At 64.6% G+C, this 18709-nt stretch carries 21 protein-coding genes; 11 read left to right on the top strand and 10 right to left on the bottom strand.

From position 1 onward, the window contains the following. From HWE04_RS20930 to HWE04_RS20940, 3 genes are all read right to left on the bottom strand, one after another. On the bottom strand, nt 1-710 hold a 710-nt coding region (locus HWE04_RS20930), incomplete at its 3' end, for a MurR/RpiR family transcriptional regulator (RefSeq protein ID WP_241813600.1). Nucleotides 711-791: 81 nt separating this feature from the next. Next, nucleotides 792-2048 (bottom strand): Hsp70 family protein, encoded by a 1257-nt coding sequence (locus HWE04_RS20935; protein WP_039875855.1) that lies wholly within the window; start codon nt 2046-2048, stop codon nt 792-794. Nucleotides 2049-2262: 214 nt separating this feature from the next. Next, entirely contained in the window at nt 2263-3009 is a 747-nt protein-coding gene (locus tag HWE04_RS20940; RefSeq protein ID WP_241813601.1) for an SDR family oxidoreductase, read from the bottom strand. A gap of 161 nt (nt 3010-3170) precedes the next feature. Between HWE04_RS20940 and HWE04_RS20945 the strand changes: the two genes are divergently transcribed. Then, entirely contained in the window at nt 3171-4061 is an 891-nt protein-coding gene (locus tag HWE04_RS20945) for a LysR family transcriptional regulator (RefSeq protein WP_077235832.1), read from the top strand. 32 nt (nt 4062-4093) lie between these two features. Here the strand turns inward: HWE04_RS20945 and HWE04_RS20950 are convergent, their stop codons facing one another. Continuing rightward, nucleotides 4094-4837, bottom strand: a complete 744-nt coding sequence (locus HWE04_RS20950) for a CDP-diacylglycerol diphosphatase (protein WP_241813602.1) — start codon at nt 4835-4837, stop codon at nt 4094-4096. Nucleotides 4838-5048: 211 nt separating this feature from the next. Between HWE04_RS20950 and HWE04_RS20955 the strand changes: the two genes are divergently transcribed. Both HWE04_RS20955 and HWE04_RS20960 read left to right on the top strand, forming a co-directional pair. Then, nucleotides 5049-5513: an Lrp/AsnC family transcriptional regulator gene (locus HWE04_RS20955; RefSeq protein ID WP_241813603.1), complete on the top strand. Its 465-nt coding sequence runs from the start codon at nt 5049-5051 to the stop codon at nt 5511-5513. A gap of 131 nt (nt 5514-5644) precedes the next feature. Further along, nucleotides 5645-6739, top strand: coding sequence for a saccharopine dehydrogenase family protein (locus HWE04_RS20960; protein ID WP_241813604.1), 1095 nt, complete (start codon nt 5645-5647; stop codon nt 6737-6739). A 16-nt stretch (nt 6740-6755) separates the two neighbouring features. Here the strand turns inward: HWE04_RS20960 and HWE04_RS20965 are convergent, their stop codons facing one another. From HWE04_RS20965 to gcvA, 3 genes are all read right to left on the bottom strand, one after another. Continuing rightward, nucleotides 6756-7517: a glucose 1-dehydrogenase gene (locus tag HWE04_RS20965; RefSeq protein ID WP_182993534.1), complete on the bottom strand. Its 762-nt coding sequence runs from the start codon at nt 7515-7517 to the stop codon at nt 6756-6758. A 63-nt stretch (nt 7518-7580) separates the two neighbouring features. Further along, nucleotides 7581-8417 carry a DMT family transporter gene (locus HWE04_RS20970; RefSeq protein ID WP_241813605.1) on the bottom strand — a complete coding sequence of 279 codons (837 nt, stop codon included), beginning with the start codon at nt 8415-8417 and terminating at the stop codon, nt 7581-7583. Between the two features lie 89 nt (nt 8418-8506). After that, a complete protein-coding gene (gene gcvA, locus HWE04_RS20975; protein WP_241813606.1) occupies nt 8507-9409 on the bottom strand; it encodes a transcriptional regulator GcvA in 903 nt (300 codons plus the stop codon). A gap of 135 nt (nt 9410-9544) precedes the next feature. Between gcvA and HWE04_RS20980 the strand changes: the two genes are divergently transcribed. The 3 genes from HWE04_RS20980 (at nt 9545) to HWE04_RS20990 (ending at nt 11728) form a co-directional block, all read left to right on the top strand. Next, entirely contained in the window at nt 9545-10207 is a 663-nt protein-coding gene (locus HWE04_RS20980) for a helix-turn-helix transcriptional regulator (RefSeq protein WP_241813607.1), read from the top strand. An 82-nt stretch (nt 10208-10289) separates the two neighbouring features. Then, complete coding sequence (locus HWE04_RS20985) at nt 10290-11270, top strand: threo-3-hydroxy-L-aspartate ammonia-lyase (protein ID WP_077235839.1); 981 nt, start codon at nt 10290-10292, stop codon at nt 11268-11270. A gap of 98 nt (nt 11271-11368) precedes the next feature. Next, nucleotides 11369-11728, top strand: coding sequence for a 5-carboxymethyl-2-hydroxymuconate Delta-isomerase (locus tag HWE04_RS20990; RefSeq protein ID WP_077235840.1), 360 nt, complete (start codon nt 11369-11371; stop codon nt 11726-11728). A gap of 171 nt (nt 11729-11899) precedes the next feature. Here HWE04_RS20990 and HWE04_RS20995 read toward each other — a convergent pair whose 3' ends face one another. Further along, nucleotides 11900-12310 carry a hypothetical protein gene (locus HWE04_RS20995; protein WP_006464087.1) on the bottom strand — a complete coding sequence of 137 codons (411 nt, stop codon included), beginning with the start codon at nt 12308-12310 and terminating at the stop codon, nt 11900-11902. 64 nt (nt 12311-12374) lie between these two features. Between HWE04_RS20995 and HWE04_RS21000 the strand changes: the two genes are divergently transcribed. Further along, nucleotides 12375-12605, top strand: coding sequence for a hypothetical protein (locus HWE04_RS21000; RefSeq protein ID WP_139347098.1), 231 nt, complete (start codon nt 12375-12377; stop codon nt 12603-12605). A gap of 261 nt (nt 12606-12866) precedes the next feature. Next, nucleotides 12867-13961, top strand: coding sequence for a GGDEF domain-containing protein (locus HWE04_RS21005; RefSeq protein WP_241813608.1), 1095 nt, complete (start codon nt 12867-12869; stop codon nt 13959-13961). Nucleotides 13962-14057: 96 nt separating this feature from the next. Here HWE04_RS21005 and HWE04_RS21010 read toward each other — a convergent pair whose 3' ends face one another. After that, a complete protein-coding gene (locus HWE04_RS21010; protein WP_241813609.1) occupies nt 14058-15284 on the bottom strand; it encodes an arabinose transporter in 1227 nt (408 codons plus the stop codon). A 176-nt stretch (nt 15285-15460) separates the two neighbouring features. Between HWE04_RS21010 and HWE04_RS21015 the strand changes: the two genes are divergently transcribed. After that, on the top strand, nt 15461-16093 hold the full coding sequence (locus HWE04_RS21015; RefSeq protein WP_241813610.1) for a TetR family transcriptional regulator: 633 nt from the start codon (nt 15461-15463) through the stop codon (nt 16091-16093). Here HWE04_RS21015 and HWE04_RS21020 read toward each other — a convergent pair whose 3' ends face one another. Continuing rightward, nucleotides 16094-17116 carry a LacI family DNA-binding transcriptional regulator gene (locus HWE04_RS21020; protein ID WP_241813611.1) on the bottom strand — a complete coding sequence of 341 codons (1023 nt, stop codon included), beginning with the start codon at nt 17114-17116 and terminating at the stop codon, nt 16094-16096. Nucleotides 17117-17122: 6 nt separating this feature from the next. Between HWE04_RS21020 and HWE04_RS21025 the strand changes: the two genes are divergently transcribed. Continuing rightward, complete coding sequence (locus tag HWE04_RS21025; protein WP_241813612.1) at nt 17123-17419, top strand: hypothetical protein; 297 nt, start codon at nt 17123-17125, stop codon at nt 17417-17419. Nucleotides 17420-17477: 58 nt separating this feature from the next. Further along, entirely contained in the window at nt 17478-18641 is a 1164-nt protein-coding gene (locus tag HWE04_RS21030) for an ABC transporter ATP-binding protein (RefSeq protein WP_241813613.1), read from the top strand. The last annotated feature ends 68 nt before the right edge of the window (nt 18642-18709 follow it).

Consider the following 18709-nt stretch of genomic DNA (forward strand, 5'->3'; position numbering starts at 1 on the left):
CCGGGACCGCGACACTGGGCCTGCAGCGACCAGCGGGCCTGGGTGCAATCCGGCGAGGCATGGTCGCTGATGTAGAGGATAGGGGCAGCGGCGCGCACGGCCGCCTGCAGCAGGCGGTCCATCTGGCTGGTCTGGCGACGGGTACCGAAGACGATGACGCAATCGCGCTCGGACAGGCCGGCGGTGTATTCGGCCAGGGTCTCGCCGGGACCGGGGATGACCATCACCCGCGGCAGCACCTGGATGATCTGCCAGCGCAGGTACAGCGCAAAGGCCTGGCTGCTGCGGCTGCCGAAGATCAGCACCTGCGGGGCGCCGACGATGGCGCGGGCGATCTCGGCCATGGTGGCATCGGACAGGCGCTCGAAGGTGGCTGCCAGATTGGCCTGCGACTGCTGGAAGTGCGCCGTCACCGAGCGCACCTGGCGTGCCGCACCGGCACTGCTGCCGTGGAACAGGGGCGAGCCGACTTCCTGCTCCTCGCGCACGTGACGGCGGGCCTCTTCGTAGCTGTCATAGCCGATACGGCGGATGAACCGGCTCACCGTGGAGGGCGACACGCCGGCCAGCTGCGCCAGCTCGTTGCCGGCGTAGCTGGCCAGTTCACCCGGGAATTCCAGCAGGAAGCCCGCCAGCAGGCGCTCGGTGCTCGACAACTCGTCCAGTTTGCTGCGCACCCGGCGCACGAAGGATTCGGAAGAAGGTCTCATGGTGGCGCGGGCCGGGCCCGCTGCGGTGCTATCAGGATCGCCGCATTGTATAGCAGCTATCGCGACACGAAAGGCCGCAGTTCAACCAAACTTGCGCGCCGCGTCGATGGCCAGGCCACTGCCGATGCTGCCGAACAGGTCACCTTCCACATGGCGTGCCTTGGGCGCCAGGGCCGCGATGCGTTCGCGCAGCAGGCGCACGCCGCTGGAGCCACCGGTGAAGAACACGCTGTCGATATCGTCGGCGCGCAGGCCGGCCTGCTTCAAGAGCGCCAGCACGGTCTGCTCCACCGTCTGCACCAGGTGGTCGACGGCGGCATCGAAGTCGCTGCGCTGCAATTGCAGCTGCTCTGGATTGCGCAGGCGCTCCAGGTCCAGCACGGTCTGCTCAGCCGAGGACAGCGCGATCTTGCCGGCTTCCACCTGCAGGGCCAGCCAGTGGCCGCAGCGCTGCTCCACCACATCGAGCAGGCGGGAGAAGCGCTCGCGGTCGGCCACCTCGCGCCCCACGTCCTGCAATTGCTGCCAGGCCTTGCGGGTGTAGAGCTGGTTGATGGTGTGCCAGGTGGCCAGGTTAAAGTAATAGCTGGAGGGGATCTCGGCATTGCCCTGCAGGCGGCCGCCCAGGCCGAGCAGCGGCATGACGCAGGCCAGGCTGAAATACTTGTCGAAGTCGGTGCCGCCGATGTGCACGCCGCCATTGGCCAGGATGTCGTCACGGCGCTCGCTGCGCTGCGCCCGCTGCGGCGACAGGCGCACCAGCGAAAAGTCGGAGGTACCCCCGCCGATGTCGACGATCAGGACCAGCTCTTCCCGGTCGATGCGCGACTCGTAGTCGAAGGCGGCGGCGATCGGTTCGAACTGGAAGGCGATGTCCTTGAAACCGACGTCACGCGCGATCTCTTCCAGCGTATCCTGCGCCAGCTGGTCGGCAGCCGCATCGTCGTCCACGAAATGCACCGGACGCCCCAGCACCACGCTGGAGAACGAGGTGCCGGCGGCACGCTGGGCGCGCTGCTTCAATTCACCGATGAACTGCGACAGCAGGCCGCGATACGGCAGCGCCCGACCGCCGACCTCGGTCTGGCCATCGATGGCACCGGAGCCCAGCAGGCTCTTGAGCGAGCGCATCAGGCGGCCTTCATAGCCGGCCAGGTATTCACCCAGTCCGGCGCGACCATAGCTGAAGCTGTTCTCGTCGGCGTTGAAGAACACGACCGATGGCAGCGTCGCACGGCCTTCTTCCAGCGGCAGCAGCAGGGAATCCCCGGCATCCGGGCGCAGCCAGCCGACGGTGGAATTGGAGGTGCCGAAATCCACACCGCACGCGTTCGCCATCGCCATCGATCACTCCTTGTTTTTTCGGCCGGCAATCATATAGAAAAGCACCGTGCTTGTCTGCACGGATGTCCGGCAGCGTTTGAAGCAAGCAACATGCCGTGCGCATTTCCTTGCCGTGGCGACAATGTCAGGACGACAAAAGGCGCCGGGCGGCATGTCTGCCGTCCCGACGCCTTCTATGGCAGCGGATCGCCTGAGGCCTGTGGAAAACTTAGAATTCCTGGGCCACCGGACGCAGCACCACTTCACTGATGTCCACATTCTCCGGCTGCTCGATGGCATAGGCGATGGCACGGGCCACCGAATCGGCGGGAATCTGGTTGGCTTCGTACCAGGCCTGCACGGCGGCCGAGGTTTCCTGGTCGCTGCTATGCGTCTTCAGTTCGGAATCCACCGCCCCCGGGGAAATGATGGTGGTGCGCACGCCCTCCGGTGCTTCGGTACGCAGGCCCTCGGAAAGTGCACGCACGGCAAATTTGGTGGCGCTATACACGGTTCCCATACCGGCGAAGACCTTGATCCCGGCCACCGAGGCCACATTGATGATGTGACCCGAGCCCTGGGCGGAGAAACGCGGCAGTGCAGCGGCCACGCCGTAGAGCACACCCTTGATGTTGACGTCGATCATGCGGTCCCATTCCTCGACCTTGAGCTTGGCCATCGGTGCCAGCGGCATGATGCCGGCATTGTTGACCAGCACATCGATGCGGCCGAAGTGCTGCACGCCCTGCGCCACCACCGCTTCCACATCGGCGCGGCGGGAGACGTCGGTGGTCACCGCAATGGCCTCGCCACCGGCGGCGGTGATGTCGGCCACCAATTTCTGCAGGCGCTCGGTGCGACGCGCACCCAGTACCAGCCGTGCGCCCAGGGAGGCCAGATGGCGCGCCGTGGTTTCGCCCAATCCACTGCTGGCGCCGGTGATGACGATGACCTTGTTCTTGATGTTGTTGCTCATGATGAATCCCTTTCCATGGATAGTGTGAATGCCTGCCTATGTGTGTTGCTGATGCTGTCGGTGCTGCGGATGCTGCATATCGATGGAAGGATTATGGTCACGGCGACTATGCCAAACAATGGAAATGATAAGATTACAGAATTCCAATTCAAGGAATCATCATGCTCAACCGACTGGAGATGCTGCGTATCTTCTGTGCAGCCGCCGACGCCGGCAGCTTCAAGGATGCCGCCATCCATCTCGGCATTTCGCCGCAGGCGGTCACCCGCGCGATCCAGGAGCTTGAACGGCTGCAGGGCGAGATGCTGTTCCACCGCAACACCCGCCAGGTGCGCATCACCAGCTTCGGCGAACAACTGGCCGAACGCGCCCGCAGCAGCCTGCAGCAGCTTGATGGCCTGTTCGCCCCGGATCCGGCCAGCCCGCCGGACGACATGAGCGGCGTGGTGCGACTGGCCGCGCCCTCGGCACTGGGGCGCAGTCGCCTGTTGCCCATCGTGGAAAGGCTGGCCAACGCCCATCCCGGCCTGCGCTTCGACCTGCGCCTGACCGACCAGCGTGCCGACGTGGTCGGCGAAAAGATCGACATCGGCATACGCGTGGGGGCGTTGCGCGACAACCGCTTCGTGGTGCGCCGGCTGGGCAAGACCCGCTTTCATGTCGTAGCCACCCCGCGCTTCCTGCGCCGCCACGGTACCCCCGCCAGGCTGGAAGACCTGCCCGCCCTGCCCTGTACCGGCATTCTCGACCGCGACACCGGCCGGCTGTGGCCATGGATGTTTGCCGGGGATCGCCAGATGAATGCCGACCATGCGCGCTTCGTTTGCGATGACTCGGAAGCGGAATACCTGCTGGTCAGGGATGGCATGGCCATCGGGCAGATTGCCGGCTTCCTGTGCGATGACGACATCGCCGCCGGACGCCTGGTGCCGGTGCTGGGGGAACATGAACCGGAACCCTGGGATACCTATCTGTACCGCCCACAGCGCGGCCCGGTGCCGCCACGGCTGCGCCTGGTGTTCGATACGCTGGTACAGGAGCTGTCCGACTGAGGAACTGAGGGCTGAGGGAGTGATCTGCTCCGCTACCAGCGGCAGTCGTGGTCCATCAGGACTTCGGCGCTGCCCGATTCCTGCAGGTCGAAGTTGGCCGGCATGTTGATCAGGAAGAAGCCGACACTGCCGTCGGCCAGGCGCGCGCCGGTCAGCAACAAGGACAGCGAGGCCATGTTGGCGGCTGCATAGGTGCTGCGGGCGGCGGCCAGCCTGAAGGGATCATCCTGCTGCAGGGCATCGGCTGGCAGGCGCATGACCCAATAACGATGGCCCTCGAAATGCCAGGGTAGCCACTGCTTCACCGGATCGTCGCGATGCCTGGCCAGGCTGGCGGCAACGTCGCGCCGCATGCAGTCCATGTGCAGATGCAGGTGCAATTGCGAACGCGCGGCGGCGGAGTTGATTTCCACACCCAACTGCTCATCTTCCAGCGGGCGCCCCAGCGTCTGCGCCACGCGCCAGCGCTGTTCCCAGGCGTAGGCCCAGTAGCGGGGCGCATCCTCCCTGAGCAGTTCCGGACTTTCAATGCCGGTCAGGCGCCGGGTCGGCATCAGCAGGTACTGGGCCGGACCCACCAGATCCTTCAGGATCACGAAGCCGCGTTGCAGGTCCACCATGGCGCAGGGCTGCGGCTGCCCCCGCTCCTGCATGGATGGCACACATTGCTGGCTGGTGATTTCCCACAGCTTGTGGGGATCGGCGGCTGCGGTGGCGGACTGGCTGCACAGCAGCAAGAGAGGGCAGATCAGGAGCAGGCAAGAGAATGGTCGCATCGATGTCATTCCCGGCAGTAGGGCCACGGCGGCCCGGTTGCAGTGGGTGGCAGGCTGCGTAGATTACCACCTGGGCATGTCGGCTCCATGACAGCGACCATGGCAGGTATGTGGGCCGGCTCCTCACCCATCTCATCCTGGACTACACTGACGCTCTGTAGCGCCATTTCGTCATTGTGTCGTATCCATCAACAGGACAGGAGAACCGGAAATGATCAGGCTGGACCACCTCGACGACATCGACCGGCAACTGCTCTCCATCCTGCAACTGAATGCCCGGGAACCGGTGGCCGAGATTGCCCGCCGTCTGGGCGTGGCGCGCACCACCGTGATTGCACGCATTGCCCGGCTGGAGCAGGCCGGCGTGATCGGCGGCTATACCCTCAAGCTCGGGAACGACGTGGTCGATCCCAGTCTGCAGGCCTATGTGGGCGTCACGGTGCAGCCGCGCGCCGGGCGCGATGTGGTCCGCCGCTTCGGGCGCATCGCCGAGGTCCAGCAATTGTGTGCCGTCAGCGGCGAGTTCGATTACGTCGCCTGGCTGCGCGTGGGCACTCCCGAACAACTGGACAAGATCCTTGACCAGATCGGCGAGATGGAAGGCGTCATCAAGACCACGACCTCGGTGGTGCTGGCGCGCAAGATCGACCGGGGCGATGTGGCCAAGACCCGCTGACGCTACGAAGTGACGAATCAACGCTACATATCGTCTGGAATCTTGCTGCTTTCTGACGATCTGCCAATGTATTCTGTCGTGACGGCTACCTAGAATGAATCATCCGTTCACCTTCATTCTGGAGAGTCATCATGCGTACCGTCCTCCTCGGCTCCGGCCACATCGGCCAGACCATCGCCCGCCTGCTGGCCACTGCCGGTGATGGCCGCACTGGTCACCACACCCACGACTACAGCGTCACCATCGCCGACCGCGACGCCCACGCCTTGCAGGCAGTCTCAGGCCTGAATATCGAAAAGACGGTGGTCGATTCCACCGACCCACAGGCACTGGCGGCACTGCTGCGTCAGGCCGATGTGGTCATCAATGCCCTGCCCTATCACATGGCGGTGCCGGTGGCGACGGTGGCGCGCCAGACCGGCACCCACTATTTCGACCTGACCGAAGATGTGCAGGCGACCGCAGCGATTGCAGCGCTGGCGACGGATGCCCCCACCGTCTTCATGCCGCAATGCGGACTGGCGCCGGGCTTCATCGGCATCGCCGCGCATCACCTGGCGGCCGGTTTCGACGAGGTACACGACATCAAGATGCGGGTGGGCGCCCTGCCGCAGTTCCCCACCAATGAATTGAAGTACAACCTGACCTGGAGCGTGGACGGTCTCATCAACGAATACTGCCATCCTTGCGCGGCGCTGCGCGATGGCGAGCGGGTCAGCGTCGACGCCCTGGCCGACCTCGAACATTTTTCACTGGACGGTGTGGAGTACGAAGCCTTCAATACTTCCGGCGGCCTGGGCAGCCTGTGCGAGACGCTGGCCGGCAAGGTGCGCAATCTGGACTACAAGTCGGTACGCTATCCCGGTCACCAGCAGCGCATGAAATTCCTGCTGGGCGATCTTGGCCTGCGCCATGACCAGGCCCTGCTCAAGGACATCCTGCGCAAGAGCGTGCCGGCCACCATGCAGGACGTGGTACTGGTGTTCGTCACCGTGAGCGGGCTGCGCGATGGCAAGCTGATGCAAGAGGTCTTCACCCGCAAGATCTTTGCGCGGCAGTCCGATGGCCGCTGGCAGAGCGCCATCCAGGCCAGCACCGCAGCCGGTGTCTGTGCGGCGCTGGACCTGTTCCGCGAAGGCAGGCTGCCGGCCCGGGGCTTCATCCGGCAGGAGCAGATCGCCCTGCCGGATCTACTGGCCAACCGGTTCGGCGCGGTCTATGCCTGAGGCAGTGGCCGGCGGCTCACTTGCCGCCGGTGACATCAAGAAAGGTGCCGGTGATGAACGATGCTTCTTCGCTGGCCAGCCACAGCACGGCGCGCGCCACCTCTTCGGGCTGGCCGCCCCGGCCCATCGGGATACTTTCCCTGACCCGGTTGACCCGATCCGGCTCGCCGCCACTGGCATGCATCTCGGTATAGATGTGTCCCGGCCGGACACAGTTCACGCGGATGCCTTCGCGAGCCACTTCCTTGGCGAAGCCGGTGGTGAAGGTCTCCAGCGCGCCCTTGGAGGCAGCGTAGTCGACATATTCATTGGGGCTGCCGAGCCGGGCCGAGGCCGAGGAAATATTGACCACCGCGCCGCCGCGTCCCTGGTAGCGATAGGCCATGCGCCGCAGCGCCTGCTGGGCGCACAGCATGGGACCGATGGCGTTGACCGCGAAGACACGCTGCATGCGCGCGTAGCCCAGGTCTTCCAGCCGTGACTGGCGCTCCAGCATCGCGGCATTGTTGACCAGCACGTCGATGCGTCCGAAGCTGTCATCGATGGCGGCGAAGAGCCTGGCCACCTGCTCCGGATCGGCGCTGTCGGCCTGCACCGCCAGGGCGCGCTGGCCCAGCCTGCGCACGTCGTCTGCGACGGATTGCGCCGCCTGCTCGTTGGCGAGGTAGCTCAGCGCGACATCGTAGCCGCGTGCAGCCGCCAGCCGGGCCGTGGCGGCGCCCATGCCACGGCTGCCGCCGGTGATGAGGATCAGAGGGGATGAGGAAGGGACGGACATGGTCGTTCTCCGAAAGGGTAAAACGGGAAACCTGTCTGGCAGTGCCAGGAGCCCCTGTCCGCTTCAGCCGATCAGGACCGTGCCGGCAGCGATGGCGGCGCACGCCAGCAGGCGCGCCAGGCCCAGGGATTCGCCCAGGAACAGGTAGCCGATCAGCGCCGCGAACAGCACGCTGGTCTCGCGCAGTGCCGAGACCGCGCCCATCGGTGCCAGGTCCATGGCGTAGATGACGATGCCATAGGCCAGCAGCGAGACCAGTCCACCGGCAAAGGCGCGAGCGAATCCCGGCTGCAACATGAAGAGCAAGCGCGGGCCACGTGGACGGCGCAGCGCGAGGTAGACCAGCGGCATGAGCAGCCCCCAGCCCGCTGACATCCATGCGGTATAGGCCAGCGGCGCCCCCGAAAGACGCACGCCGATGCCATCGACCACGCTGTAGGCCGCAATGAAACAACCGGTCGCCAGCGCATAAGGCAGGCCCGGCAGCGCCAGCCCGCCCTGGCGAAACGCCAGGGCTACGATGCCACCCGACACCAGTACGATACCCAGCAGAACCACCGCGCTCATCTGTTCGCCTGCGAAGACGGCGGCGCCCAGGGTCACCAGCACCGGCGAACATCCGCGTGCGATCGGATAGGTCTGGCCCAGCTCACCGGCGCGATAGCTGCGCACCAGGAACAGGTTGTAGCCCACATGCAGCAGCGCCGAGCCGGCTGCATAGGGCCAACTGGCCGGTGACGGCGAAGCCAGGAAGGGCATGGCAGCGAGGCTGGCCAGCGCCACTGCCATGCACATCACGGTCATTGACCAGAGGCGGTCGCCGCCGGCACGCAGCAAGGCGTTCCAGGCGGCATGCAGGAAGGCGGCGAAGAGAATGAGCAACACGATGGGCAAGGACATGCGCCATGGTAAGCACGACCGGGCGCGGACCCAAGCGAAGTCTCCTCATCCCGGCATGAGCAATTTCTCATGCTACGCGGCCATCAAGGTCAATAGCCTTGTGCAGCCTGCCGGGATTGCGCCATCATCCACGCGCGGAAGCTGGCCACATGCGGCTGCGCCTCCACGCCCTGGGGACAGACGAAGTAGTAGGCCAGGGGCGAAGGCAGGGCCAGCGTGAACAGCCTGACCAGGCTACCGCTGGCCAGCTCCTGCTCCACATGGCCGCTGCGGGCCAGGGCCACGCCCTGGCCCAGCAGGGCTGCTTCGATGGTCATGTTGGTATCGGCCAGCCGTACGTTCTCGCGCAAGGCCGGTGCCGTCACGCCGGCTTGCTGGAACCACAGGTCCCACTTGGGCACCATGTCGGCGCCGGCACGGGTGAGCAGGGGATAGCGCAGCAGGTCGGCCGGCTTGTGCGGCTTGCCCAGGCGCTGCAGCAAGCCCGGGCTGACCACCGGGAAGATCTGTTCGCGGAACAGGAACTCCGAGAACAGGCCCGGGTAGGGTCCGGTACCAAAGCGGATGGCCACGTCCGGCTCGCCGGGCATGAAGCGGATGGCGGCGTCGGTGGTCTCCAGCGTGACCAGGATGTCGGGATGGGCCTGCGCCAGATCGGGAAGGCGCGGCAGCAGCCACTTGAGCGCGAAGGAATAGGTGGTGCTGACCTTGAGCCTGACGCGTCCTTTCTGCTCGCGCAACTCACCCAGGGTGGTTTCCAGCTTCATGAAGAATTCCCGCACCACCGGTGCCAGCGCGGCGCCGGCCGGGGTCAGCGTGAGCGACTTGCCGCGCTGGAACAACTGCACACCCCAGAGTTCTTCCAGATGCCGCAACTGGTGGCTGACCGCGCTCTGGGTGACGTGCAATTCCTCGGAGGCGGCGGTGAAAGTGGCGTGCCGGGTCGCTACTTCGAAGGCGCGCAAGGTGGCGGTGGGGGGCAGGTCTCGCATGGGCCGGACTCTCGGAACGGGAGGTCGTCAGCATCGCCAACCTCGTATGAACGGATGCTCATGATAGCAAGCGCCTGCCCGGGCTGCGCAAGGCAAGCTGCGGCGGAGTATACGTAAAGTCTAATTTTAGATAATATGTATTGCATGACTTCACGCTCCCGCAAACAGAAACCCGACCGTCCCGACCATGCCCTGCTGCTGTCGCAATTGCAGCAGGTTGCCCTTGGGCTGGGCGAGACCTTCGCGCCCTTCTGCGAAGTGGTGCTGCACGACCTGCGCGACGCGGACCATTCCATCGTGGCCTTGCACAACAACCTGTCCGGACGCGAAGTGGGCGACGCCACCACCGAACTGGGCCTGGCACGCATCGCCGACGAAAGCTATCCGCAAGTGCTGACCAACTACGCCAACACCCTGCCCGACGGGCGCCAGGCCAAGAGCACGTCGATCGGCATCAAGGACGCCGATGGCAAGTACGTGGCGGCGCTGTGCATGAACATCGACCTGACGCTGTTCGGCGCCTTGCAGGGCATGCTGCGCCAGTTCGGCGGCATCGATGGCGCGGTGCGCGTGGCCGAGACGCTGGAGCCGGCCGGCGCGGACGCCCTGCGCAGTCGTATCGACGATTTTGCGACGCGCCTGTCGACCACGCCGCGCAGCCTCAAGGCCGAGGACCGCCGCCAGTTGATGCGCGAGCTGCGCCAGAGCGGCTGCATGGATGTGCGCCGGGCGGCCGAGATCGTGGCAGCGCACCTGGGCGTCTCACGTGCGACGGTCTACAACGACGAGAAGGACTGACCCGCCCCACACCGACGCCGGCTCCTCCTTCTGATTGCGCTATCGAATCCCTCCGACTCCACCCTGCCTCCAAAGGAAAATCATGATCCCCGTTTCCAGCGCCACCGAATTGCCCAGCTTCGCCGATGTCCTGCTGGCCGCCGAACGCATCAAGCCCTGGGCGCACAGGACGCCGGTGTTGCGTTCGCGCACTGCGGACGCCGAGCTTGGCGCGCAACTGTTCTTCAAGTGCGAAAACTTCCAGCGCATGGGCGCCTTCAAGTTCCGTGGGGCGATGAATGCGCTGTCGCAATTCGATGCAGACCAGCGCCGCCACGGGGTGATCACCTTCTCTTCCGGCAATCACGCGCAGGGGACGGCGCTGGCCGCGCAGTTGCTGGGCATCCCCGCAGTGATCGTGATGCCGCAGGACGCGCCGGCGGCCAAGGTCGCCGCCACCCGTGGCTATGGCGCCGAAGTGGTCACCTATGACCGCTACACCGAAGACCGCGAAGCCATCGGTGCGCGCCTGGCGGCCGAGCGCAAGATGACGCTGATCCCGCCCTACGATCATCCGCACGTGATGGCCGGCCAGGGCACGGCCACGCTGGAATTGCTGCAGGAGACCGGACCGCTTGATGCGCTGTTCGTCTGTGTCGGTGGCGGCGGCCTGCTGTCGGGTGCGGCACTGGCGGCCCGCGCGCTGGCGCCGGACTGCAAGATCTACGGCGTGGAACCGGAGGCCGGCAATGATGGCCAGCAATCGCTGCGCGCCGGTCATGTGGTCCACATCGATACCCCGAAGACCATCGCCGATGGTGCGCAGACCCAGCACCTGGGCAAGTACACCTTCGAGGTGATCCGCCAGCTGGTGGACGACATCCACACCGTCAGCGACGCAGAACTGATCGCCGGCCTGCGCTTCTTCGCCGAACGCATGAAGATGGTAGTGGAGCCGACCGGCTGCCTGGGCTTTGCTGCCGCCCGCAAGTTAAAGGACCAGTTGCAGGGCAAGCGGGTGGGCGTGATCATCAGCGGCGGCAATGTGGACCTGGGCAAGCTTTCGGCTTACCTGGCCGGCTAATCGTTTACACCAATATCATCGTCGGCGGTTTTGGCTTACAGTCGCAGGCAGCCTTAGCCCGCACCCCCCTCATCTACCTAACAAGGATTGGAACCACCATGCCCCATCTCGTTGTGGAATACACCGGCAATCTCACCCTCGACGTACAGCCCACCCTGCTCAAGCTCAACCAGGCACTGGTGGCCAGCGGACACTTTGATGAAAACGCCATCAAGGCGCGCGCCGTGCGTCTGGATGACTACCTTGTCGGCACCGCCGCCGATGCCAAGCGCGCCTTCGTGGCACTGCGCCTGTCCATCCTGACCGGCCGCACGCTGGAAGAAAAGAAGCAGGTCGCCGACCTGCTGGGCGCGGCCATCCAGAAGGACCAGAGCTGGCCGGCACAGACCCAGGTGCAGATCACGGTGGACGTGGTGGACATGCAGCGCGAGACCTACTTCAAGCTTGCCGTGCAGTAAGCGCGGCAGCGCCCACAGCACGCGAGGGGAAGCGTTCCCTTGATCTGCGTGGGTGCTGGAACGCAGGAACGAAAAAGCCGTCCGGTATTTGCCGGACGGCTTCTTTTTTGGTGCTGTCGATGGGGGTGCGCTGACCGGTATTGTTCTTCTGCAAGGTCAGCAGCAATGTCCTCAGGAGGCCAGCGCCGGCTCGCGTGCGACTTCGCGGAACTGCACCACATTGCCTTCCGGATCGAAGCCATCGCAGGCACGGAAGTCCGGCCCGCTCCATTCGGCGTCGGCGGGCTTCATGCCACCGCCGAGCTGTTGCGTGCTCAACCTGGCCTGGGCCAGCGAGCGCACCGGCAGGAACAGCTTGACCGGCACGTTCTCACGCAACACCGGTGGCGCGCTGATTTCCAACGTGGCTGCTGCGGCGGGCGGAATGGCATGGATCACCAACAGGAAATCCTCGGCCTCGATCACTACCTTTTCTGCATGGGCATGCTTGGGAACCACCGCCAGCACCTGCGCATAGAACGCGGCGAGGCGGGCTACATCTTTGGCGAACAGGACTGCGCCTGCTTTGGGCTGGGTCGACATCTCTGCTTTCAAAAACGTTGATCGGATCTACGGAACGGCAGAGTTTATTTAGGACCAAGCAGCTTTGCAAGCATTAATCGTCACCTTGTGGCGACATGATTTTGTCGCCTCATGGCGACGCCTGAATGTCGCCTTTTTTCGCTCTATTGCAGAGCAATATAAGAATCCGCTGACACGCGAAAGTGGCGCTGTCCGATGGGCATTTCCGAGAGCGCAATTTATTGTTACGCATCGCCGTGAAGACACTGGCAAAACGTCAATTGTCGGCATGATCAGCGAAGCTGTTCTTATGTGATCGGAATGGCATCGTTTCCGCTACAACGAGGTATAAATTGTAAGCGGATGTTCCAAAGCGGTTTACTTCGGGACGTGATCTGCTACCTTGATGTCGCAGGGCAACATGATGTGCGGTGATGTACGGTTGATGAAGAAGAAAAATATTTCCGTCCGCGCACCAGACCACCAGAACATCCTGCACCGTCCTCCCCACTGCCTCACACGAAGCACCGACGGTGAATCAAATAAAACGAAACCCAACCCTCACGAGCAACGCGCCATGAACATTCGAGATTTGCACGCCCAGTACACTCCCGAACGCTCCCTCTTCCAGCGTACCCAAGGCCGCCAGCGCGGACTGACCGACACCCGCGTCGAACTGGCGCACACCGACAGCGACGCCGACGCCTGGCTGGAACCGGCACTCTCCGACTTCATCTCGCTGGCCTCCAGCGTGTGCGGTACTCCCATGGGCATGTTCAGCCAGCTGCACCCCGACATCGGCCTGCAACAACCCTATCTGTCGGTGATCAACGGCCGTGGCGACAGCCGCAACCAGTGGTGGCATTTCCCCGGCCAGACCGGCGTGCTGCGCAATGCAGTGGACTTTTCCTTGTGCGACATGGCGGCCCGCACGCCGGGCGTGGTGACGGAAATCACCGATCTGCGTACTGTCGAACGTTTTGCTGTCAGCGCCCTGGCCAATGGCACCCCACCGGTGCGGTTCTACGCCGCCGTGCCGCTGGTGTCGGGCAATGGCGACATCATGGGCACGCTGTGCGTGATGGACCGCGAACCACGCGCCCTGTCCGCTACGCAACGTGATGCCTTCTTGAAGCTGGGCCGCCAGCTCGAAGCCCTGCTCGACAGCCATCGCGCCATGCAGAAGCTGGAGCAGCAGACCATGACCGACTCCTTGACCGGCATCGGCAATCGTCGCAGCTTCGATTCGCGCCTGCGCGAAGAATGGACCCGCCACCTGCGCAATGCGCGACCGCTGTCGATGCTGATGGTGGATGTGGATTATTTCAAGCAGTACAACGACACCTACGGTCACCCGGCCGGCGATGCCATGCTGCAGCAACTGGCAAGGGTGCTGCGTTCACCGCTGCGTGCCAGCGATTTCCTGGCCCGCTACGGTGGCGACGAGTTTTCGCTGATCCTGCCCGATACCGATGAGACCGGCGCCCAGCAGGTTGCCGATCGCATCAAGCAGGCAGTGGCACGGGTGAAGTGGCCGCATACCGATATCGAGATCAGCCTGGGCGCAGCCACGGTAACGCCCTCCGAAATGTGCGACTTCAGCGCACTGCTGCATGCGGCCGACCAGGCCATGTACCAACGCAAGCACGGCCGCAATCCACGCAACGCCTGAAGTCTGCAGGACCCGCTGCAAACCAATGACGCCGCTGCACAGACAGCGGCGTTTTCATGTCAGCGCCCTAGGGACTGACGCGCTACCCGACGGTGCTCATGTCCCCTCGCCGGGTGAGCGCATCAGATGCAGCGCCACCAGCATCGACAATCCCACCAGGACCGCTCCCGCCAGATACACACCCTGTACACCCACCTGACTGGCCAATGCGCCGGCCAGGGGGCTGGTGACGCCCAGCGACAGATCAAGGAAAGCCACGTAGGCGCCCATGGCGAGGCCACGGGTCTGGGGTGGCGCACGGCGCATCGCCTCCACGCCGAAGCCGGGGAAGGCCAGCGAATAGCCGAAGCCGGTCAGGGCTGCACCGGCATAGGCCAGCGCGCTGGTATCGGCCTGCCAGATCAGCAACTGACCCAGGGCTTCGATCAGCACGCAGACCAGTGCCACCCTGGCGCCACCGATGCGATCAGGCAGATGCGCAAACAGCAGGCGGGCGATGATGAAGGCCACGCCGAAGCTGGTGAAGGCCAGCGAAGAATCGCCCCAGCCACGTGCGGCGAACAGCAGCGCGATGAACGCCGTGATGACACCGAATCCGACACTGGACAAGGCCAGCCCCAGTCCAGGTTGCCATACCGCGCCCAACACCTTGTAGAAGGGCGTGCGACGACTGGCGCCGGGTGCCACCGGACGCAGGCCGGCGATGAGCGCCAGTGCCAGCAGGGCAATGGCCAGGCTCACCAGGCAGATGCCGGCAAATCCATACACATGGCTGACCGCCACCCCCAGCGGCGCCCCGCAGGCCATGGCGGCATAGATGGCGATACCCAGCCAGGCCATGACCTTGCCGCCATGCTGCGGGCCGACCAGCGCAATGCCCCAGCTCATGGTGCCGGTGATCACCAGGCTCTCGCCCAGGGCCAGCACCACGCGGCCGGCGAGCAGGACCAGCACCGACAGCGCAGGTCGATCCAGCAGGACCAGGGAAGCCAGATAGATCAGCGCCGAAACCGCAGCGGCCATGAAGCCCATGACCACCGCGCGCTTGGCACCGTGCAGGTCGGCCTGGTTGCCAGCCCAGGCACGGGACAACAGTGCTGCCGCAAACTGTGCGCCGACCACCACGCCGACCATGGTGGCATTCATGCCCAGGGCATCCTTCAGATGCAGGGGCAGTACCGGCAACTGCAGGCCGATGGTGAGAAAGGCGATGAAGACCGCCAGCGTCAGCGGGGCGAGCCTGAGAAAGACGATGAAGGACGCCGCGCCGGGGCTGGCCAGCGGCGTCAGGGAAGCAGGCTTGTCAGCCGGTTTGATAGTCATGGTATGTCCTTGGAGATAGACGAGGTGAGGATGCCTGCCGGGCCTGCACCGTTCCGATTGAAGGTCGCGGCCACCCAGGCTAGAATGCGACGAATCCGTCACATCCTGTCGATACGCAGTATGCGATCATTTCGTCAGGTTTTCCATTCGCATTCCCTACGACCACTTCCTGCACCATGCCCAAGCCCCGCCGCCCCCAGATTTCCCTGCGCAAGACGCCGCAGCAGGCCCGCTCGACCGAGCTGGTCGCCGCCATTCTCGAAGCGGCTGTTCAGGTTTTGCTACGCGAGGGGGCGCAACGGTTCACGACCGCGCGGGTGGCCGAGCGGGCCGGTGTGAGCGTGGGATCGGTGTACCAGTATTTTCCCAACAAGGCGGCCATCCTGTTCCGTCTGCAGGCCGACGAATGGCAGCAGACCACCGGGATGGTGCGCCAGTTGCTGCAGGACCAGCACAAACCACCCGCGAGGCGACTGCGGGAACTGGTGCATGCCTTCATCCGCAGCGAATTCGAGGAAGCCCAGGTCAGGCTGGCGCTGGCCGATGCAGCACCGCTCTATCGCGATGCGGTGGAGTCCGAAGCCTTGATCCAGGAGTGGGATGCGATCATCGCGACCTTCATGCGCGAGGCCCTGCCGGGCGTGCCGGCACCGCGACGCAAGCGCGCTGGCGAACTGGTGATGACCACGCTCTGCTCGGTGGGCGAACATCTCTCGCGCAGCGCGCAACAGCCCAAGGCCGTCCGCGCCTATGGCGAAGCCATGGCCGACATGTTCTGTGCGTATCTGGAGAGCCTGCAGGTGCGCTGATCAGCCCTTGCGCTTGCGTGGCGCTGCGGTCGAGGCGCGCTCCACCAGTTGCGGCGAGGCGGTCACCCGCATCACCGGCGAAGGGCTACGGCGCTCGATCAGCGCCAGCAGCAGATCGATGGACATGCGGGCCGCCTCTTCGGTCGGCACTGCCACCGTGGTCAAGGCCGGACGCGAGACCCGCGCCCACTGGATATCGGTGATGCCGGTGACGGAAATGTCACGCGGCACGTTCAGCCCGAGATCGGCGATGGCATTCATCGCGCCCAGTGCCGGCAGGTCATTGCTGGCAAAGATGGCGGTCACCTGTGGATGTTCCTTGAGCAATTCCATGGTGGCGCGATAGCCGGCCTCGACGGTGTCGTTGATGTAGCGGGTGCGCTGCAGCGGGTGCTTGTGACCGGCCTGCGCGCAGGCGCTGGAAAATCCGCGATAGCGTTCGGCATGGATGCCGCTCTTCTTGCTGCCCACCAGCGCGGCGAAACACTGGTGACCCAGCCCCAGCAGATGACGCGCAGCGATTGCGCCGGCCTCATGGAAGTCCACTGCGATGCAGGGCAGCTCCGGCGGCGCATCGGGCTTTTCCCACATGCACAGCACGACCGGTGCACCGCGCTGTTCGGTCTTGCGCAGCTCATCCATGGGCAGGTTGGCATTCATGATCAGCACGCCATCGGACAAGGTGCCGGCGATCTGGTCGAGATAGGCGCGGCCAATATCGGGATCGTCATTGGTGTTGCAGACGATCAGGAAGCGGCCACGATCACGCGCGGCACGTTCGGCGGCCAGGGCGAACTCGGGATAGAAGGGGTTGGCGATGCTGGAGACCACCAGCGCCAGCGTCGGCGCCCGTCCCTCGGCCAGTGCGCGCGCCGTCAGGTGCGGCCGATAGCCGAGCTGGGCGACTGCGTCCAGCACACGCTGGCGCGTCTGCTCGCCGACCTTGCCGCGCTGGCGCAGGACGTTGGAGACGGTGGCCGAGGTGACACCGGCCAGACGGGCGACTTCGGATAAGGTGGTCATGGCTGCATGGAGTTGGAAGCCCTCGCATTCAATCCGCTTATGTCGGGCTTGTCAACGCAGTCCACCACCACGGCGCGTGCCAATCCCGCGGCGGCTGACAAATTCCTGTCGGCCTGCGGTTACAGGATTGTTGTTGCAGGGCCGATTCAAGATGGGTATGATCGACCAAAATTATTTGCCACCACCAAGGCGGCAACACGATCAGAACAACGACGTGGAGACAACCCCGATTGCACACAGGAAACTCAGGCGATCTTTTTTTTGGATAGTTTGATTAAGCGCTTAACCTCAGGCTCGACCTGACGTCCGCCCTGCCCTTGCGGCGTCCTGCCCTGCAATCCATTTCTGTAAGGAAGACGTGATGGCCAGCATCAGCTTGCGTGCAGCACAAAAAGCCTACGGCGATGCGCCGCCGGTGATCCGCAATGTGGACCTCGACATTGGCGAGCATGAATTCTGTGTCTTCCTCGGCCCTTCCGGCTGTGGCAAGTCGACCCTACTGCGGGTGATCGCGGGGCTGGAAGACCTCTCCTCCGGTGATCTCTTCATCGGTGGGCGCCATGTCAACGATGTGCCGTCGGCACAGCGCTCGGTGGCCATGGTGTTCCAGAGCTATGCGCTGTTCCCGCACATGACGGTGTTCGAGAACATGAGCTTCGGGCTGACCCTGGCCAAGCTACCCAAGGCCGAGATCGAACAGAAGGTGCGCGAGGCCGCACGCATCCTGCAGCTGGAAGAACTGCTGCAGCGCAAGCCCAAGGAATTGTCGGGGGGCCAGCGCCAGCGGGTGGCGATCGGACGTGCCATCGTGCGACGTCCGGGCGTGTTCCTGTTCGACGAACCGCTGTCCAACCTGGATGCCACGCTGCGCAGCCAGACACGCATCGAGATCGCCCGTCTGCACCGCCAGTTCGAACAGGCCAGCGTGGTCTATGTCACGCACGATCAGGTCGAGGCCATGACCCTGGCAGATCGCATCGTGCTGCTGCATGCCGGAGCCGACACGCAACGCTTCGGCAGCATCGCCCAGGTCGGTACACCCATGGAGCTGTACCACCATCCGCGTAACCGCTTCGTGGCCGGCTTCATCGGTTCGCCGCGCATGAACTTCATGCCGGTGCAGGTGGTCGGCGTGCAGGACCAGGGCATCCTGGTGCGCCTGACCAGCAGCGACGAGACCGTGCTGGTGGCCGCGCAGGGCGCCGTACAGCCGGGCCAGATGCTGACGCTGGGCGTGCGTCCCGAACATATGGAGATCGGCCATGGTAGCCCTGCTGGCCAGCAGAGCCAGTACGGCATCACCCGTGAGGTGGTGTTGGTGGAACGCCTGGGCGAGCAGACCTACGTGCATCTGGATGAGCCAGCCGGTCAACCGCTGGTCGCCAAGGCCGCGGGGGATGCCCACATCGCCCGTGGCGAACGCCTGCGCGTCTCGGTGTCTCCCGACTGCACCTATCTCTTCGACCAGGACGGCGTGGCGCTGGCGCGCAGGCAGCCGGCTCCCGGTCTGGCTGCGGCGGCCTGAACCACGGGCTGCGGCCGCGACCACCGCCGCACCTCTCCTTCCACGCTTCACTACCGCTAAGGAATCAC

Origin of the sequence: Herbaspirillum sp. C7C2 (assembly GCF_022627865.1) — a bacterium.
In the GTDB taxonomy this organism is placed as follows: Bacteria; Pseudomonadota; Gammaproteobacteria; order Burkholderiales; family Burkholderiaceae_D; genus Herbaspirillum; species Herbaspirillum frisingense.

What these genes read in the sequence shown, in the direction of transcription:
- HWE04_RS20970 (WP_241813605.1), bottom strand. Translation starts at nt 8,417, where the DNA reads ATGTCCTTGCCCATCGTGTTGCTCATTCTCTTCGCCGCCTTCCTGCAT.
- HWE04_RS21005 (WP_241813608.1), top strand. Translation starts at nt 12,867, where the DNA reads ATGAACATTCGAGATTTGCACGCCCAGTACACTCCCGAACGCTCCCTC.
- HWE04_RS20955 (WP_241813603.1), top strand. Translation starts at nt 5,049, where the DNA reads ATGATCAGGCTGGACCACCTCGACGACATCGACCGGCAACTGCTCTCC.
- HWE04_RS20980 (WP_241813607.1), top strand. Translation starts at nt 9,545, where the DNA reads ATGTATTGCATGACTTCACGCTCCCGCAAACAGAAACCCGACCGTCCC.
- HWE04_RS20935 (WP_039875855.1), bottom strand. Translation starts at nt 2,048, where the DNA reads ATGGCGAACGCGTGCGGTGTGGATTTCGGCACCTCCAATTCCACCGTC.
- HWE04_RS21010 (WP_241813609.1), bottom strand. Translation starts at nt 15,284, where the DNA reads ATGACTATCAAACCGGCTGACAAGCCTGCTTCCCTGACGCCGCTGGCC.
- HWE04_RS20985 (WP_077235839.1), top strand. Translation starts at nt 10,290, where the DNA reads ATGATCCCCGTTTCCAGCGCCACCGAATTGCCCAGCTTCGCCGATGTC.
- HWE04_RS21020 (WP_241813611.1), bottom strand. Translation starts at nt 17,116, where the DNA reads ATGACCACCTTATCCGAAGTCGCCCGTCTGGCCGGTGTCACCTCGGCC.
- HWE04_RS20960 (WP_241813604.1), top strand. Translation starts at nt 5,645, where the DNA reads ATGCGTACCGTCCTCCTCGGCTCCGGCCACATCGGCCAGACCATCGCC.
- HWE04_RS21030 (WP_241813613.1), top strand. Translation starts at nt 17,478, where the DNA reads ATGGCCAGCATCAGCTTGCGTGCAGCACAAAAAGCCTACGGCGATGCG.
- HWE04_RS21015 (WP_241813610.1), top strand. Translation starts at nt 15,461, where the DNA reads ATGCCCAAGCCCCGCCGCCCCCAGATTTCCCTGCGCAAGACGCCGCAG.
- HWE04_RS21025 (WP_241813612.1), top strand. Translation starts at nt 17,123, where the DNA reads ATGGAGTTGGAAGCCCTCGCATTCAATCCGCTTATGTCGGGCTTGTCA.
- HWE04_RS20950 (WP_241813602.1), bottom strand. Translation starts at nt 4,837, where the DNA reads ATGCGACCATTCTCTTGCCTGCTCCTGATCTGCCCTCTCTTGCTGCTG.
- HWE04_RS20940 (WP_241813601.1), bottom strand. Translation starts at nt 3,009, where the DNA reads ATGAGCAACAACATCAAGAACAAGGTCATCGTCATCACCGGCGCCAGC.
- HWE04_RS20945 (WP_077235832.1), top strand. Translation starts at nt 3,171, where the DNA reads ATGCTCAACCGACTGGAGATGCTGCGTATCTTCTGTGCAGCCGCCGAC.
- gcvA (WP_241813606.1), bottom strand. Translation starts at nt 9,409, where the DNA reads ATGCGAGACCTGCCCCCCACCGCCACCTTGCGCGCCTTCGAAGTAGCG.
- HWE04_RS20965 (WP_182993534.1), bottom strand. Translation starts at nt 7,517, where the DNA reads ATGTCCGTCCCTTCCTCATCCCCTCTGATCCTCATCACCGGCGGCAGC.
- HWE04_RS20990 (WP_077235840.1), top strand. Translation starts at nt 11,369, where the DNA reads ATGCCCCATCTCGTTGTGGAATACACCGGCAATCTCACCCTCGACGTA.
- HWE04_RS20995 (WP_006464087.1), bottom strand. Translation starts at nt 12,310, where the DNA reads ATGTCGACCCAGCCCAAAGCAGGCGCAGTCCTGTTCGCCAAAGATGTA.